The 17,273-nt window shown below is 35.4% G+C and carries 20 protein-coding genes; 5 read left to right on the top strand and 15 right to left on the bottom strand.

From position 1 onward, the window contains the following. Positions 1–243, top strand: a 243-nt coding sequence (locus BR72_RS25670) for an IS3 family transposase (RefSeq protein WP_156107952.1), incomplete at its 5' end; no start/stop codon positions are given. 188 nt (positions 244–431) lie between these two features. Here BR72_RS25670 and BR72_RS14870 read toward each other — a convergent pair. The 7 genes from BR72_RS14870 to acnA form a co-directional block, all read right to left on the bottom strand. Then, positions 432–1,247 carry a class I SAM-dependent methyltransferase gene (locus BR72_RS14870; RefSeq protein WP_035434129.1) on the bottom strand — a complete coding sequence of 272 codons (816 nt, stop codon included), beginning with the start codon at positions 1,245–1,247 and terminating at the stop codon, positions 432–434. A 462-nt stretch (positions 1,248–1,709) separates the two neighbouring features. Then, positions 1,710–2,552, bottom strand: coding sequence for a hypothetical protein (locus BR72_RS14865; RefSeq protein WP_035434128.1), 843 nt, complete (start codon positions 2,550–2,552; stop codon positions 1,710–1,712). Next, positions 2,552–3,193, bottom strand: coding sequence for a CPBP family intramembrane glutamic endopeptidase (locus tag BR72_RS14860; protein WP_035434126.1), 642 nt, complete (start codon positions 3,191–3,193; stop codon positions 2,552–2,554). Before BR72_RS14860 ends, BR72_RS14865 begins: the two co-directional genes overlap by 1 nt. A 30-nt stretch (positions 3,194–3,223) precedes the next feature. Then, positions 3,224–3,379 carry a DUF5694 domain-containing protein gene (locus tag BR72_RS27680; protein WP_442852847.1) on the bottom strand — a complete coding sequence of 52 codons (156 nt, stop codon included), beginning with the start codon at positions 3,377–3,379 and terminating at the stop codon, positions 3,224–3,226. A gap of 131 nt (positions 3,380–3,510) precedes the next feature. Then, a complete protein-coding gene (locus tag BR72_RS14855) occupies positions 3,511–3,714 on the bottom strand; it encodes a hypothetical protein (protein ID WP_035434125.1) in 204 nt (67 codons plus the stop codon). A 129-nt stretch (positions 3,715–3,843) separates the two neighbouring features. Continuing rightward, positions 3,844–4,257 carry a class I SAM-dependent methyltransferase gene (locus BR72_RS14850; RefSeq protein ID WP_051957330.1) on the bottom strand — a complete coding sequence of 138 codons (414 nt, stop codon included), beginning with the start codon at positions 4,255–4,257 and terminating at the stop codon, positions 3,844–3,846. Positions 4,258–4,754: 497 nt separating this feature from the next. Beyond that, entirely contained in the window at positions 4,755–7,478 is a 2,724-nt protein-coding gene (gene acnA, locus BR72_RS14845) for an aconitate hydratase AcnA (RefSeq protein WP_035434123.1), read from the bottom strand. Between the two features lie 282 nt (positions 7,479–7,760). Here acnA and sspO point away from each other — a divergent pair, with 282 nt between their 5' ends. After that, complete coding sequence (gene sspO, locus BR72_RS14840) at positions 7,761–7,910, top strand: small acid-soluble spore protein O (protein WP_020063103.1); 150 nt, start codon at positions 7,761–7,763, stop codon at positions 7,908–7,910. Between the two features lie 34 nt (positions 7,911–7,944). Here the strand turns inward: sspO and BR72_RS14835 are convergent, their stop codons facing one another. Both BR72_RS14835 and BR72_RS14830 read right to left on the bottom strand, forming a co-directional pair. Next, the gene (locus BR72_RS14835) at positions 7,945–8,670 is read right to left on the bottom strand and encodes a polysaccharide deacetylase family protein (protein ID WP_035434122.1); all 726 of its coding nucleotides are present in this window, start codon (positions 8,668–8,670) and stop codon (positions 7,945–7,947) included. 49 nt (positions 8,671–8,719) lie between these two features. Continuing rightward, positions 8,720–8,983, bottom strand: coding sequence for a hypothetical protein (locus BR72_RS14830; RefSeq protein ID WP_035434120.1), 264 nt, complete (start codon positions 8,981–8,983; stop codon positions 8,720–8,722). A gap of 208 nt (positions 8,984–9,191) precedes the next feature. Between BR72_RS14830 and BR72_RS14825 the strand changes: the two genes are divergently transcribed. Further along, positions 9,192–9,338: a small acid-soluble spore protein P gene (locus BR72_RS14825; protein WP_035434119.1), complete on the top strand. Its 147-nt coding sequence runs from the start codon at positions 9,192–9,194 to the stop codon at positions 9,336–9,338. Between the two features lie 150 nt (positions 9,339–9,488). Beyond that, complete coding sequence (locus BR72_RS14820) at positions 9,489–9,872, top strand: Hsp20/alpha crystallin family protein (protein WP_035434118.1); 384 nt, start codon at positions 9,489–9,491, stop codon at positions 9,870–9,872. A 128-nt stretch (positions 9,873–10,000) separates the two neighbouring features. On the opposite strand, the gene BR72_RS14815 is transcribed toward BR72_RS14820, so the two are convergent. Further along, positions 10,001–11,239 (bottom strand): MDR family MFS transporter, encoded by a 1,239-nt coding sequence (locus BR72_RS14815; protein ID WP_051957329.1) that lies wholly within the window; start codon positions 11,237–11,239, stop codon positions 10,001–10,003. Between the two features lie 87 nt (positions 11,240–11,326). Further along, complete coding sequence (locus BR72_RS14810; protein WP_035434117.1) at positions 11,327–11,719, bottom strand: hypothetical protein; 393 nt, start codon at positions 11,717–11,719, stop codon at positions 11,327–11,329. 310 nt (positions 11,720–12,029) lie between these two features. Between BR72_RS14810 and BR72_RS14805 the strand changes: the two genes are divergently transcribed. Then, the gene (locus BR72_RS14805; protein ID WP_035434116.1) at positions 12,030–13,238 is read left to right on the top strand and encodes a serine-tRNA(Ala) deacylase AlaX; all 1,209 of its coding nucleotides are present in this window, start codon (positions 12,030–12,032) and stop codon (positions 13,236–13,238) included. A gap of 19 nt (positions 13,239–13,257) precedes the next feature. Here the strand turns inward: BR72_RS14805 and BR72_RS14800 are convergent, their stop codons facing one another. The 4 genes from BR72_RS14800 to BR72_RS14785 all read right to left on the bottom strand — a co-directional run bounded on the left by BR72_RS14800 (position 13,258) and on the right by BR72_RS14785 (position 17,175). Then, the gene (locus tag BR72_RS14800) at positions 13,258–13,845 is read right to left on the bottom strand and encodes an HAD-IA family hydrolase (protein WP_035434115.1); all 588 of its coding nucleotides are present in this window, start codon (positions 13,843–13,845) and stop codon (positions 13,258–13,260) included. A 48-nt stretch (positions 13,846–13,893) separates the two neighbouring features. Further along, the gene (locus BR72_RS14795; protein WP_035434114.1) at positions 13,894–14,979 is read right to left on the bottom strand and encodes an acetyl-CoA C-acyltransferase; all 1,086 of its coding nucleotides are present in this window, start codon (positions 14,977–14,979) and stop codon (positions 13,894–13,896) included. Next, positions 14,972–16,435, bottom strand: coding sequence for an acyl-CoA synthetase (locus BR72_RS14790; RefSeq protein WP_035434113.1), 1,464 nt, complete (start codon positions 16,433–16,435; stop codon positions 14,972–14,974). The genes BR72_RS14795 and BR72_RS14790 overlap by 8 nt, the downstream gene beginning before the upstream one ends. 179 nt (positions 16,436–16,614) lie before the next feature. Further along, on the bottom strand, positions 16,615–17,175 hold the full coding sequence (locus tag BR72_RS14785) for a biotin transporter BioY (RefSeq protein ID WP_051957327.1): 561 nt from the start codon (positions 17,173–17,175) through the stop codon (positions 16,615–16,617). Positions 17,176–17,273: the final 98 nt, after the last annotated feature.

Here is a 17,273-nt window from a genome sequence, read left to right as displayed (position 1 = left end):
CGATTAGAAGCATATGGCATAAAAGGCAGCCACTCTCGCAAAGGAAACTGCCTAGATAACGCCTGTGTAGAATCCTTCTTTTCGCACCTCAAGACAGAGAAGTTGTATCTACACCAGTGTAAATCAGAAAGTGAGTTAAGACAAGCCGTCGAAGATTATATTTACTATTATAATTATCAACGATTTCAATCTAAACTCAATCAGCGTGCGCCGATTGAGTTTAGACACGCACTAGCTGCATAGCTTTTTTATATTGTCTACTTGACAGGGATAAGACCACGAGTACCGTGGCTTTTTATGTTGTTTGATATGTTAACAGTTTTCTAATTAATTTATTGAATGAAATTTTGTAGTACACAATCACCAGCATTTTTCAATGAATTAAATAAAGTTGCACTGATGATTAATATAATATTGTTATCAGAAAATAGTTATCCGCTTTTCTTACCAATGTAAAGCAAATGAGACGATACTCCTAAAACATAGGGATTGGTTGCTGTTTCTTTCAATAATTCAATCAGTTGATTGAATTCATCTATCCCTGAATTCCTCCAATATTCCCATTGCTCTTTTGATAATAGGTTACCAATGTTAGATGAGCCGATAAGATTTAATGTCTCAAATCCATGAGATTCCATAAAGGGATTAATGTCTTCAATATTAAAATAATAAGCTTCAGTAAATCTTCCCTCATCACTATGATTAAATTCACCAGTTTGAATAAATTGCTGAATAGAATCCATAGTATCATTTGGTCTCCATGTCTTAGGATATAACAACGATGAAAGAACATGCTTAATTCTTGGCATAAAAGCTACGTAAACAATCCCATCTTTTTTTGTAACTCTATATAACTCCTTAACAGCTACATTACGATCATGTTCTGATTGTAAGTGATACATAGGTCCCATCATTAAGGAACCATCAAATTGTTCGTCTGCTATCATATCGAGATTTCTTGCATCCGCAGTATAAAATCCAGAAAACTTATCGAATAAATCCAGCTCTCTTGCTTTATCCTCGGCAAACTCAACCAATCTAGGTACAAGGTCAGTCAAAGTTACATTATATCCTTGTTCAGCCAATTTCATAGCATATTTACCAGGTCCAGCTCCATTATCTAATATCTTTCCTGTATTAGGTAAATATTTTTGTATGTAGTGCCAATTCACTTGAAACTCTAATGGTTCACGGTCAAGGCGTCCCCATTCGTCGAATGTAGAATAATACTCAAGAACTTTACTCATTGTTTGTTTTCCCCTTTCTATAGAGTTAGTGATGTAAGTTTCGAATCTTTCTTATGTACACTTTCCCTTGCATTCGACATTACAATTTTAATCCTATATTGTCAATAAAATTCAGATTTTTCACACCGATTACACGTAACGGTTTCAACCCACTGATCCCCCTCTTTTCGTAATCAAATAAAACCACGGTCAAGAAGTAAAATTAGCCGTAGTTTTTAAAAGTCATTACATTTTTATCCGGTTTAATTTTTGACTTACAGCTGACCTTGAGTTGAAGAATATCGTGTTCCAGGTCAGCATTACTTTGCAACATAGTTGTGTGGACGAGGTTCTATTTTAGGAAAAGTTTCAAATATTTATGAAGGAATAGAAATTGTAAGTAGTTCAGTTATTGTGGAGAAAATCCTAAATAATAACTAAAATAACACTGGAAATCACAATTAAAACCACTCAGTAAATAGTCTATATCTTCATGTTTAATTCTCTATTTGAATTATAGAATTGTAGCCATCTATCAGCTTCACTAATCATCCATTTTCCAAATTCATTTAAAAATAATAACAGTACTTTTGTATCGATTATAGGTGTTATTGCATATTCAAGTGCTTTTCTCATATCCTGTTCCTTTTCAGGAAAATATTTCGAAAACAATTTATAAGCAGGATATAAATCTCTTGTATATGTGTTTTCCTTCATTATGACAAGTGCAAGTCCAGCTCTTACTATAATTTTCATAATCCATTTGCAACAATCTTTAATATCCTCTATATCAGAATTATCTTTAAGATCCTCACAAGCATTTTTAATTTGAGTTTGTAAGTGAATAAGGTGGTCATTTGCTAATGCTTCATTTGCTTTATATTTTGGTAATTGAGGTATCAAATCTTCTCCAAATACGCATATTCCATGAGTTTTAAGTATAAAACTCATTATAGAAAAAGATGAAGTATTTAGAATCTCTTCTATGGAGTAGAAGCTTAGTTCAATGCCATCTACGCAATCATATTTTTGATTTAACCTGTGTTCTATTTTTTTCACCCAATTTAATTTTAATTTATTAGGATGTTGCTTAGTAACCGCTATTGTATCTAAGTCCGCCACACCTTCAATGCCTATCCCTTTTGGAATTGATCCTCTTATGTATACACTATGCAAATCATCTTTGAGATAGGTCGAATAAGCATTAATCACATCATGAATTACAAGGGAAAAAATAGGATTGATTTTATTCCTATCTGACTGGTTGATAATATATCCATCTTTATCTGTAATACATAGACTTCCGATTTCTTTAATAGTAGTCATTACATCGCCCCTATTGTACTCTTTTTTGAGTAATATACTGCAAGTAAATTAAACTCCACATGCAAAAGCAGTGAAAAAACAATTGATAGTGAGTAATCCGTAATCGCACCAAATGTGATTCCCCCGACAAATGCGAACAGCATAAATTTTATGCTAGTCTGATTAAAACTGTAATATTGTAAGTGAGCTACAGCGAATAGAAAGGAAGATATTATGATTGGTACCGTAATTGGTATGTAAGCTATTTCATAAAAAGGGTATTTCGGGAATGAATTGTTAAGTATTGGTATCATCATCCCTCTAAAAATTACTTCTTCAAAAATAGGATACATAATTACAAAGTTTAAGATATTCTTTTTCCCGTTCGGCCTATATCCTGAGTATCGCGAAATGAAAATATTCGTTATCGCGGCAATCAAGATTAATAGAACAATTGGTTCGTAGTGAATTGGTAAACGGAATACATAATTATCTTCATAAAAATAAGTAATTACTATCAGCAGTGTTCCCCATATATAAATAATCTCATTTTCTATCTTTCGGTACAACGTTCTTCCAATAATAACGCCAACTGTAATATCAACAATTTTATATGAAAAAGCTAATAGAACAGCAAGTATCAAAGCAATAAGGTAGCTCATATCGATTTCCCCCCCCCTTTTTTTAAAATTTTACATATGGTGATTATTTGAAGTGAGAAAGATTAGTTGCATATCATTCGCTAATCTAAAGCCAAATTGATGTCGCTCATTTGCGGTCAATTGTAAATCGCCTCTACGGAAGGCATTATAATCTTGGCTCAAATTATCTTGAGTTTCTTTTAACACTTCCAGAGCCACTTTGGTAGGACGAAACTTCTTCAGGTTGTCTATTACATTATTAATTTCTTGCTGTCTTTTATCAGGCTTAATTTTTGTTTTTCAACCGATCTTTAAGAATATCGTTTTTCACAAAAGCATTACTTTGCAAATTTACAAATATACATCTCTGTTTTGTAATGAAAAGTGACTTTTCCATCCTGTTGATATTTCAAGAACAGATTGTGAATTTCTTGAAGAAATTCATCATAATTACTATCTAATTTTGATGGTGTATAGGATAACGATAATGCATTTCCAATTAAACCTTCCTCCGTTACTGGCTGCCAATTATCAAAAAACATTTTTATATAATCTTGTCCGAAGAAATCAAACTTCTCTTTATCAGGGTCAAAATTGGAAATACCAGCCGTATTTTTAATTTTATATTTGTAAAGAGTATCTATATATTCTTTAGCAAATTCACTGTCCTTTTACATATCGTTCCATAAAATAATAACGTAGCCATCTTCTTGCAAAATCCGTTTAAATTCTGCTTTACACAATTGTTTATCAAACCAGTGAAATGCCTGTGCAATCGTAATTATATCTATACTCTGTTCTTTTAATTGCGTTTTTTCAGCGAGTGCATTAATATATTCAATGTTTGTATTAGCCGAACAATATTGTTTGCACTCATTAAGCATTTCTTCATTCGGTTCAACTGCTAAAACTTTACAACCTAACTGACATAACATATTAGTAAGTAACCCTGTTCCTGCACCAATATCAGCGATAATAGATTGTGTTCCAATTCCAAGTTCTTTCATTTTATTGATAATTTCTTCTGGATAAGTCGGTCTACCAATCGCATATTCTTTCGTTTTATCGTTAAATTCAGTCCTCATAATAATTCCCCTTTCATAAAGTGAAACTTTAATCAGTGGGGGTTTTCTTCATCCCCCACTGATTATTAGTTGAACCAATCGGGCTTTTACGGGCAGTAATACTCCCGCCTAACTTCTTTGCTTCCGCTGAATTTTGAGGCGGGAGTATTACTGCCCATTAATGCGGGATAAAATACTACCCTTTTGTATGTAATAAATTTATATGACATTAAAAATCTCTAGCGCGTATTATCTAATATATCATATTTTCTGTTAATTCTTATTATTTGTTTCATATATAATTATTGTTGAGTGACAATGACTAGGTATACCAATTCCATTTCAAAAAATGAACTTGTATGTTTATATCGTGTTGAATCGCCGATATATTGCAAAGAATGGTCGATAACGAAAAAAAGAGAAGATGACTCTCGTCATCTTCCCTTTTTTGTTTCAGCGTAAATATTTATACTAATCTATAAACTACTATACTATTGTTAAATTATTGACACCTAAACTTAGTTAGAAACCTTAGACTCTTCTAATTTCTCACGAAGAACCATTTGTAAGATACCGCCGTGACGGTAGTAGTCGATTTCTACTTCGCTGTCGAAGCGTGCTACTACTTCAAATTGTTTTTTGTTTCCATCAAGGTCAGTCGCAACTACTGTTACAAGGTCGCGTGGTTTTACTGTTTTATCGATTTGAATTTCAAATGACTCAATACCCGCAAGACCTAATGTTTCTGCACTTTCACCATCTTTAAATTGCAATGGTAATACGCCCATTAATACAAGGTTACTGCGGTGGATACGCTCGAAGCTTTCTGCGATAACTGCTTTGATGCCTAAAAGGTTTGTTCCTTTTGCAGCCCAGTCACGTGAGCTTCCCATACCGTAGTCTTTTCCAGCGATTACAAGAAGACCTGTGCCGTCTTGTTTGTATTTCATTGCTGCATCATAGATAGATGTCACTTCGCCTGTAGGCCAGTACGTTGTGAATCCACCTTCTGTGCCAGGTGCGATTTGGTTTTTAATGCGGATGTTCGCAAATGTACCACGCATCATAACTTCATGGTTACCACGGCGAGAACCGTAAGAGTTGAAGTCAACTGGCTGCACGCCATTTTCTAATAAATAGCGGCCTGCTGGTGTGTTTTTACCAATAGATCCTGCTGGTGAAATGTGGTCTGTTGTTACAGAATCGCCAAATTTACCAACTACGCGTAGTCCTGAAAGTGCTTCTACTTCACCTGGTTCTTTAGATAATCCTTCAAAGAACGGTGGGTTTTGGATATATGTTGAGTCATTATCCCAAGTATATAACGCTTCGTTTGAAGTTTGGATTTCGTTCCAACGTTCGTTGCTGTTAAATACTTGTGCATATTCTTTCTTAAATAGTTCAGATGTTACAACGTTTTGTACAACTTCTTCGATTTCTGCCGCTGTTGGCCAAATGTCGTTAAAGTAAATTGGGTTGCCGTTTGCATCGTTACCGATTGCATCATTTTTCAAGTCGATATCTACTGTACCAGCAAGTGCGTATGCAACTACAAGCGGTGGTGATGCTAAGTAGTTTGCTTTTACAAGCGGATGAATACGACCTTCAAAGTTACGGTTACCAGATAATACAGATGTTACTAATAAGTCATTTGCAGCAATTGATTCTTCTAATTCTGGAGCTAATGGACCAGAGTTACCGATACAAGTTGTACAACCATAACCTACTGTTTGGAAACCTAGTTGATCTAAATAAGCTGTTAATCCAGACTTATCTAAGTATTCCGTAACAACTTTAGATCCTGGTGCTAATGATGTTTTTACATAACCAGGTACTTTAAGTCCTTTTTCAATTGCTTTTTTCGCAACTAAGCCTGCACCAATTAATACATATGGGTTAGATGTATTTGTACAGCTTGTAATTGCAGCAATTGCAATTGCACCTGTATTCATCGTTACTTCTTCATCTTGTAATACAACTTTCACTTCTTTATCAAATTCTTGCTCAGCGAATCCAAATCCTTGGTTACCAACTGGCGCCACAACAGCTTTACGGAACTCATCTCTCATGCCAGAAAGAGGAATTAAGTCTTGTGGACGTTTCGGACCAGAAAGGTTAGACTCGATTGTATTTAAATCAATTTCAACAAGATCTGTATAAGTTGGATCTTGGCTATCTGCTGTATAGAATAAGCCGTTTGCTTTACAATATTCCTCAACGATACGAATTTGTTCTTCGCTTCTTCCTGTTAAACGTAAGTAATCTAATGAAATATCATCAATTGGGAAGAATCCACAAGTTGCACCGTACTCTGGTGCCATGTTAGAAATTGTTGCACGGTCAGCTAATGGCATGCTTTGTAAACCGCTACCGAAGAATTCAACGAATTTTCCAACTACACCTTTTTGACGTAATACTTGTGTTACTTTTAATGCAACGTCTGTTGCTGTTGTACCACTTGGAAGTGTACCTGTTAATTTTACACCGATTACTTCTGGTACTGGGAAGTATGAAGGCTGTCCAAGCATTCCAGCTTCTGCTTCAATACCACCTACGCCCCATCCAAGAACGCCGATACCGTTAATCATCGTTGTATGAGAATCTGTTCCTACTAATGAATCTGGGTATGCAACAAGTTCACCTTCAGCATTTTTCACTGCATGAACAACTGGTGCTAAATACTCAAGGTTTACTTGGTGAACGATACCTGTTGCTGGTGGAACTGCACGGTAGTTATCAAATGATTTTTGTGCCCAGCTTAAAAATTTATAACGTTCTTCATTACGTTTAAACTCTAAATCCATATTAAATTGAAGCGCATCTGCTGAACCTGCTCTATCAACCTGTACAGAGTGGTCAATAACAAGATCAACTGTAATTTCTGGATTGATTTTATCAGGATCTCCGCCCATATCCGCCATTGCTTTACGAAGAGAAGCTAAATCAACAACAGCTGGAACTCCTGTAAAGTCTTGTAAGATAACGCGAGATGGTTTAAACGGTACATCGATATCTTGAATATCTTTCGTTCCCCATTTCGCTAAATTTTCAACATGCTCTTCTTTAATAACACGGCCATCAACTTGACGAAGTACTGACTCAAGTAATACTTTAACCGAATAAGGTAATTTAGAAACATTACCTGCCCCTGCATTTTCAAGCGCTTTCAAACTATAATAGTGATACGTATTTCCATCTACTTCAAATGTTGCGCGAGTGTTAAATGGATTGTGTTTTACCATTATGGTTACCCCCCTGTTAAACGTGACTAAAGTTGTCTGAATATAAAATGTAGCCAAATTTTTCAATACCTTACGATAATATATTATTACAACTTATTGGATAAGTAAACAATAAGAAACTTATGGTTTCTCATAAGTTTTCTTTATAACCTCGTTGTTGTATAATAATTTTCCCGTTAACAGATACTATTCCTATAAAGTGAAACTTCTTTTTAGAAGGTATTTTACTTTATAAACGAATCGAATTATTCAAATTCTTATGGCCAATTAAGGGGGATAATAATGGGAAAACGTAAAGCAAATCATGTTATTCCTGGAATGAACGCTGCTTCTGCACAAGGACAAGGTACAGGATATAACGAAGAATTTTCAAACGAGCCATTAACACCTGCACAACGCCAAAACAATAAAAAGCGTAAAAAAAATCAATAATTTAAAATCCCAAAAGATCATCTTTTGGGATTTTTCAATGCTTGTACTTTAATAACTCTGACACTTTCACAAATCGATACCCTTGTTTTTGCAAGGCTGGCAAAATTTCTTTTAATGCTTCAACTGTTTGGCTTCTATCGGTTCCGCCGTCATGCAGTAAAACAATATCACCACTTCTTGCATTGTTTAAAACATGTTGTACAATTTTATCTTTTCCGGGATTTGACCAATCCTTTGGGTCTTGATGCCAGGACCATAATACAATTTGATACCCTGCTTCTGTCGCTGTTTTAAACACCGATTCATTAATATAACCACCAGGAGGACGGAAAAGGAGTGGTTTCTCGACCCACTTTTCCAAATATTTTTTCCCCTGTAGAATATCATTTTCGAGCCTTTGTCCTGATGCATTGCGGGCATACAAATGCTTCATTGTATGATTTCCAATTTCATGACCGTCTTTTAATACTTGTTCGATTAAATATGGATTATTTTGTATTCTGAAGCCAATCATAAAAAAAGTTGCTTCAGCATGATATTCGCGTAAAATATTTAAAATTTGCGGTGTATATGTAGGATGAGGACCATCATCGAAAGTAATCGCTATTATTTTTTCATTTGTTGGTACTTCCCACGTTACAAACCCAGTTGGCTCTAACTCTTTTCTCATTAACATTTTTGCTTCGGCTTTTTCAATTCCTATCAAGCTTAACAATACGATTAGACAGCTGATTATTATGCGGTTCGTTTTTTTAATCATTATTATCCCTTTTTATGTGAAAAGGCTGCTGAAGACACTCAACAACCTATTAATCACGCACTTCCTCCACATTTTGCATAATATGCTCTAAATCTTGTTCGTATTGCTGTAATTGCTTTCGCTGCGTTTCAGAAGCAACTTCTAATGCATTTTGGATTTGTTCATATGCCTCTTGCACTTCTTGTCGTAAATGTTTTAAATCCTGAGCATAATTTGGATCATTTTTTACAATGTTGTTATATACATTTTCTGCATCTGTTATTCCTTGCTGTGCAGCTTGAAATGCTTGTTGTTTATCCTTATGGTACGGCATAATCATTCCCCTTTCTGTCATTACTCTCCATTATCATTTACATTTTTCTCAAAAAACATTCTCGTATAAATTTATGAAGTTCTCTCATCCTAATATAAAGCGGAACTTTATGCTGAGGTGTTCTTCTTCAAATAATTCGTTTCGCTAATCGAGCTCTACCGTTTATCAAATGAATCGCTAAAGTTTAATAAAAAAAGGGGTAGTAAAAATGGAGAAAAACAACAGCAAATCCATTCGAAAAAATTCACCGCAAGGACAAGTTTCTGGTGGCCAACCAGAACCATTAAGCGGGTCACACAAAGTTAAAAATCGTCAGCATTCACGCCAAAAAAATCATGCTCACCACGATATGTAAAAAAAATAGACAGTGCATGTGCACTGTCTATTTATCATATATTAATGCTATTTTCTTTTCTTTTTTAACCACATTTCCTCTTTCCCTTTCACCTCTAATTTCAAATTGAATATCGTATTATGAAGGAAATTTTACGGAGGTATTCTTACAATGGGCAAGAAAAAGAAAAAAGACTGCCATTTTCATGTTGATGGCTTTGAAGAATGGATGAATCAATTTTGCTCCGATTTATACGCAAACGCCCCCTCTCCTAACGATATTCACGTTGACCTGTTTGAAACAGAACAAGAATATATTTTAGAAGCTGATATCCCAAACGTAGTTGAGCAAAATATCCTTATTAAAAAGATGGAGACAGGCCTACAAATTAACGTATTTTGTAATAATCCTGCCTTACAGCATATGATTTTCTTACCAAGCAATATTATATATAAAAAAATGTTAGCCTATTTGGAGAATGGTCTTCTTACCATTCACATTTCTAAAACAGAAACAGCACAATCAACAGAACGTACTGTTTTCTTTATAAAATAATCGTATACAAACTTATTAAGTAATACAAAAAATGCCCTTTCTACAACTGGAACAATGAATACGAAAAAAGGTGGTTGACTGTAGTCATCCACCTTTTTCATTTCAAAACCTTATCCCTAAATGTAAACTCACATTACATTTGCATTTCCTATTTTTTCTTCTGTCGTTCTTTTACGCAGTAAACTTCTTGTCACGAAAAGAATCGGAAATGCAAGCAGAGTGAGGGTCGCCAAAATTGTAAAAATCGTAAAACCACTCTGATAGCCATAATAATCTAGCAGAAGTCCGCCAAACCACGGACCAATAACAGCACCGATTCCAGAGAATCCCATTGCCCCAAAATAAGTTCCCTTTAAATTCGAAACCGCAATTTGATCAATAAACATATCTGTCATGCAAAACATTAATACTTCTCCAATTGTGAATATGATTGTACAAGTAAAAACAGCCCACATTGATTCTGCAAATCCAAACCCACATAATCCTGCACTAACAAGTAAGGTACCGATCATAATAGATACGAGCGGTGTATACTTTTTACACACTTGAATGAGTGGGTACTGAACAATTACTACAGTAATTGCGTTTAGTGTTAATGCATAAGAAAATAATTCCACTCCATTTTCAAATTGATGAGAGTTCGCAAAATATTGAGAAAGCGTTGATGAAAACTGTGCGTATCCTGTTGTACTAATGATAATTCCTATTAACGCAACCAAAAAGACAATATCCTTTCTTATAATGCGTAAGGAATCTATAAAAGTAACTCGTTCACTTCCCCCTGTTTTTTCTTCTCCAATACGATACCTGCGAAATTGCAATATGAGTATAATTGTATATAGAACATACATAATAGCTGCCATAAAAAATGGTATTGTTGATTTAGCACTGCCAATCTGAAGACCAACAAGTGGCCCAATCGCGACACCAACATTAATAGCGCCGTAACGTAAGTTAAACACCATTAAACGATGCTCCGGTTTTGTCAAGTCAGATAATAAAGCACGAGACGTTGGCTCAAAAAATGAACGACACATCCCATTTAGTGCATTTAGTAGAAAAAATGCCGCTACATGCTCCGCAAATCCAAATCCAATAAAGACAAGAATCCAAACTAAAATAGAGGATAACATAATCTTCTTTCGCCCATAACGATCTGATAAATTCCCGCCAATAAAACTTGCAAATACACCAACTAATGCACTCGTTCCAATAATCGCTCCTGTAACACCTGCTGATATTCCTTTTGCATTCGTTAAGTAAATCGCTAAGAATGGAATGCTCATCGATGTTGCAAATCTTGCAAATAACGTCCCAATAATGATAGTCATCCCAACTGGATGAATGCTCCCTAACTTCCCCTTCATCACTTTCACCTTCTCTATGTCTAAATACTATGCAAAGAAAAAGAAAGCTGAAAAGCAGCTTCCTTCGAAAACATAATTTCCGTTTCCTTAAACACGAGCTGTTCGTTTCAGCTCCATATCAATACCATATGTAAACTGTAATTCTTTTAATACTTCCTCTAATGTAATATTCACATTATGTTTACTATTAAATTCGGCTACACAGTTCTCTACTTCTTCATGTGTATAAGCATATTCCCCAGAAATGAAACTTTTCATATCAAAACATTCATTCATACAAATTTGAACGAGGAGTTGATCATACATAGAAACAATATCTTCTTTTTTCCATAACAATTCTTTTACATATAACCGATCAAATGTTACACTTTCACGGTTACATTCTTTTAAATGACGGGTCATTTCATGCAATTCTCGGTATAGTTCTGAAATATTTGTGTTTAGATGAATCAGTTTACGTACGCCATTTTCATACAACATATCATCCACCCCCGTTATGTTCCCTTTCCCTTATTATAGCAAGAAAATTCCAAAAAAGAGAATTTTTCTTATGAAATATTAGGAAAATTATACGTATTGTTTTACAATAGAACCATATATTAATTTTTCGACATATAAGTCGCTGCTATGTAAAATACAGCAAAACTGCTACTTATTGCCCCTGTAGCAGAAATAGGCCCTGACCGCTTCTATGCATGACCAGATGCTCTCGCCCACCTAAAAAGAAAAAGGGGGGTATGTCAATTTTTAAATTTGTATTTATAAAGTTAAGTTTGAAAGGAGTAAGGTTGTGAATCACAAATTATTTTATGCAGATCCATATTTACAAACCTTTACAGCCCAAATTACAAAACAAGCTCGTGACAAAGATGACAATTTATATGTTGCATTAACACAAACAGCTTTCTATCCAACAGGCGGTGGTCAGCCCCATGATACAGGGCAATTAAATCAAATTCCTGTTATAAATGTGGAAGAAATAGATGGCGAAATTCGTCATTACATAACTGAAGAAATACATGCAGATGAAGTAACGGGATATGTTTCTTGGAAACGTCGTTTTGATCATATGCAACAACATGCCGGGCAACATATTTTGTCCGCTATATTTTGGGATCACTTCAACATTCCAACAATCGGTTTTCACTTAGGAAGAGAAATCGTAACAATTGATTTAGAAACTTCTGACCTCTCTATCGAAATAGCTGAGGAAGCTGTAAATCTTGCTAATCAAATTGTATTTGAAAACCGTCCAATTACAGTTCAGTGGGTAAATCTAGAAGAAGCAAAGCAACTTCCTTTGCGAAAAGAACCAACTGTAACAGAAAATATTCGTGTTGTGATTATTGAAAATCTTGATTTTAACGGATGTGGTGGTACGCATCCGAAACAAACCGGTGAAGTCGGTCCGATTCAAATTGTCAATTGGGAGCGTTATAAAGGAAACATTCGTCTAACATTTGTTTGCGGATGGCGTACAATTGAACTAATGCAGCGCAATCAATTCCTCGTAAAAGATGCCATGCAACAATTACATAGTAAAGAAAGCGATATTCCAAACAAAATAATGCAGCTCCTTTCTACTCAAAAGGAAAATGAAAAGGCGTTGCAAGCAGCCAATGAAAAACTCATTCTTGTAGAAGCAAATGAATTGTTACAGCAAGCAGAAGAAACTTCATTTGGCAAACGAATTGCCGTTAGCTTTACAGATCGCTCTATGCATGAACTTGCTAAATTAGCAGCTATCCTTACAGAAAAAGATGACCATGCCATTACATTTTTTGTTACACAAAACGGCGAAAACTTACAATGTATTTGTGCATGTGGCCCAGCTGTTAAGCTAAATATGAATACCCTTTTAAAAACAGCCCTTCCTCTTATAGAAGGAAAAGGCGGAGGGAATCAAAAAAGCGCACGCGGCGGAGGGAAAGCAACTGTTACAGGCGAAGCATTTTTATCACACCTTATTCATATACAAAAAGAAACACAAGAAGCATAAATTTCTTCTTGTGTTTCTTTTATATTTGAAGACTCTTCTCTTTCATAATATGAAGTAGCTGATCATATGAATCGATGTAATAATCTGCTTCTGGAATTGCTTCGTTTTGAAAGGCACATGTTGTGATTCCTAGTTTTGTAGCTGGTATAATGTCTAACGCACGATCTCCCACAACGAAATGAATAGCTTGCTTCTTTTGCATATGAATATATGCTTCTGGATTCGGCTTTTTAGGGAATCCATCTTCCCAGCCGATAATTTCAGAAAAGTAGTGTAACCATCCATAGTACTCTAAGATCCGCAATACTTCTTGCTTCGAATTATGCGTTACAATGCAATTACAATTCGCTCTTTGTAACACTTCCTCTACTCTCGGAAACGGTTGATATTCCGATGGATGCAACGACCTTTCCATTTCTAATATTTGATCAATTTGCTGTTGTGATAACCCAAAATATTTTACAGCATGCGTAAATGAAATCTTTAATTGTTTTATAACCTCATCTTCATGTATGTGTTCCTCTACAACTCTTTTAAACGTACGTACAAATACACGATAACTATCTACTAAAGTACCATCAAAATCCCATAGTATATTTACCTTCATGCATATACTCCTTTTGGAATGATAATTAAATTAGATTACATGTAACCATTACGCTTCAAACAATAGTGCAAGTCCAATCCCTCCGCCAATGCCTAACGTTGCAATCACGTATTTCGCCTGTTTTCTTTGCACTTGATAAAATAATCTTGTTACGAGCATTGCTCCCGATGCACCGTATGGGTGCCCGGCAGCAATCGCTCCGCCGTTTACATTTAATTTTTCATAAGGAATGTTTAACTCCCTAGCACATGCAACGATTTTGGAAGCAAACGCTTCATTCATTTCAATATAATCAATATCGTCCATAGTAAGATTCATCTGTCGCAATAATTTTTGCACCGCAAATATCGGTCCACTACCAGGGAAATGAGGATCAACGCCTGCAACAGCACTATGTACAAACCGTAGTACCGGTTTATACCCAAGCTTTTCCGCTTGCTTTTCACTCATAATAAGAAGTGCACACGCTCCGTCGTTCACTCCACATGAATTTCCTGCTGTCACTGTCCCCTCTTGTAAAAAGGCAGGACGTGTTCGTTTTATAACTCTTTCATAATTCATACAATGTTTAACTGTTTCGTCTACTGTAATATGAGAAACTGGCACAATTTCTTCTTGTAAATACCCTTTTTCTAACGCCGCTAATGTTCGTTTATAGCTCAAACATGCATACTCATCTTGCATCTCCTTAGTAATTCCGTAACGCTTCGCTACATTCTCTGCCGCAACTCCCATATCAGGATCACCTATATGCTCAGGTGAAAAACGAGCTCGCTTTTCAAATTGTGAAGTACTTACACTTTCCACTCCACCAGCAACGTAACAAGTTCCTGCTCCGCCTTGAATTAGATGACATGCCAACCGAATTGCTTCCAACCCTGCACCGCACTGGCGATCAATCGTCACCCCAGGTACACTATATGGGAAACCTGCCTCTAATGCTGATAGCCGAGCTATATTTCCTCCAGGCCCGACAACATTTCCGAATATAACATCATCGATTTCGTTTTCGATTCCATTACTTATATATACAAGTAATGGAGCTGCCAATTTTTCAACGGAATATTCTTTAAACATACCATTTATCTTTCCAATTGGAGTGCGTTTTGCTTCAACAATTACTGCTCTATTCATACGTCAACTCCTGCTGTTCAATCATTTCTTTTACTTCTGCCCGTGCAACTTTCCCACTGCTTGTATGAGGAATGACATCTACAAAATACCACTCTGTCGGAATTTTATAGGCAGATAATCTTCCCAAACAAAATTGCTTTAGTTCCTTTTTTGATACTGTTCCTTTAACTAGTACTATCGGTTTTTCTCCCCAATACATATCCTTCTTACCAACAACCACTGCTTCCTCTACACTTGGATGCATCTGCAATACACTTTCAATCTCTTCAGGAAAAATGTTAATTCCGCCAAAAATTATCATATTTTTTTCTCGACCTACAATATATAAAAAACCATCTTCATCAACATAACCTACATCATGAACCGTCATCCACCCATCATTCGTTACTTGAGCAATTGGTGCATCGTCTATTATATACCCCATAAAAAACTGTTCACTCTTAACATAAATTGTGCCGACTATTCCTTGCTCTATTTCTTGTCCGTCCCCATTTCGAATACTAATCTTTACATTATGACATGGCCTTCCAACTGAAGATGGTTTCTGTTCATTATCATGATGAGATAGTGCTGTAACAAAACTTAATTCGGATGCCCCATAAAATTCATATCGCTTTGTATTCGGAAAAAACTGTTTGATTTTTTGCTTTGCTTCAGCTTCCCATTTTGCACCTGATGAAATAATTTTTATCTCTCGTTCTATCACTCTTTCTTCTTTGTATAATGATTCTAACATCGTTGGGACTGTATACATAACAGAAACATCTTCATTTTTTAATAATGAAAGCACACGGTTTGGAATGAATTTTTCTGTCATGTATATCGTTTGTCCTATAAATAAAGCGCTCATTGCACCGTATAAAAAGAGAGAGTGAACAAACGTTCCAGATAGCAACACTGTCTCATTATTATTCATATGAAAATCATGAACATTACAAGCAAAGCTTTCTACCCATGATTGTTGTGAGCGGAGAAACGCTTTTGCTTTTCCAGTTGACCCTGATGTGAATCCCAAATAAAACGGTAACTCTCCTGCTTTTTCTATATCATTTACTGTAATAGAGGCGTTTGTTATTCTCTCAGACCACGTACTAATCGAGAATACTTTACTATTTGTTTGAGGCAATTGATTACGTTTATGCTGTGCTACAACTATTATAGAAGGCTGTACGATTTGGAGCCGTTCCTCTAGTTCATGAATACTCCACTTCGGATCAAGTGGTACACAAATCCAACCTGCCATAGCAGATCCAGCGAATATTTGTAAAAATTCTACGCTATTATCTAGCAAAATAGCAATCTTTTTATTACATGATTCTTCCTCGTGAAGCCAATTTGCCACTTTGCAAACAGACCTATACCACTCTTTATATGTAACAATTTTATCTTTTGTTTTTATTGCAATTTTGTTCGGTTGGTAATAAGCATGTGCTGCATAAGATTTTGTAATTCCCACCTATTTCACTTCCTATTCTATATATCTATTTTAATTTTTCGACATATAAGTTACCGCTATGCAGCATACAACATGACCGCTTCTATGCATGGCCAGACGCTCTCGTCCGCCTAAAGAGAAAGAAGGTTTTTATATCAATTTTTTAATTTGTATTTATATATAACAAAAAGAAACACGTATTAACGTGTTTCATATTTGGTATGATAAATTGTTCGTTTCAATGAACGTTGCAGTCTCGTTACAAGAATTGTCGCAAATACAGCCTTTAATAAATCTCCTGGTAAGAACACAACACTTAATTTTGCTGCTTTTACTACACTTATATCCATCACAAAAGCTTGTACGATAACACCAAAGAAATATACAACGAAAATGCCACCAATAATATTAATTAAAAATAACTTCAAAAATGATACGTTGCGAAGACGTTCTACGAAATATCCAATCACAAACGCTCCGATAACATATCCCATTAAATAACCGGCACTTGGTCCTACAAAAACCGAAAATCCACCGCGACCTCCAGCTAACAACGGTGCACCCGCTGCTACAACAAGTAAAAATACGAATTGGCTAAGAGCCCCCAAGCGAGATCCTAACAAACCACCTGCAAGCATAACACCAAGTGATTGTAATGTAATCGGTACAGGTGTAAATGATAAAGCAATTGGTGGTAAAAGTCCTAACACTGCCATAATGGCACTAAATAAAGCTACAAAAACTAAATTTCTTGTATTCATATTGTGTTTTCTCCTGTTTGTAAACTATAAATGTAAATAAGGTAACATATCACATCTGATATGTTACCTTGCCCTTTTTATATTGTCAACCAAAATAT

Origin of the sequence: Bacillus sp. UNC322MFChir4.1, from assembly GCF_000746135.1 — a bacterium.
Taxonomy (GTDB): Bacteria; Bacillota; Bacilli; order Bacillales; family Bacillaceae_G; genus Bacillus_A.
This window is presented reverse-complemented; position numbering and strand designations above follow the sequence as displayed.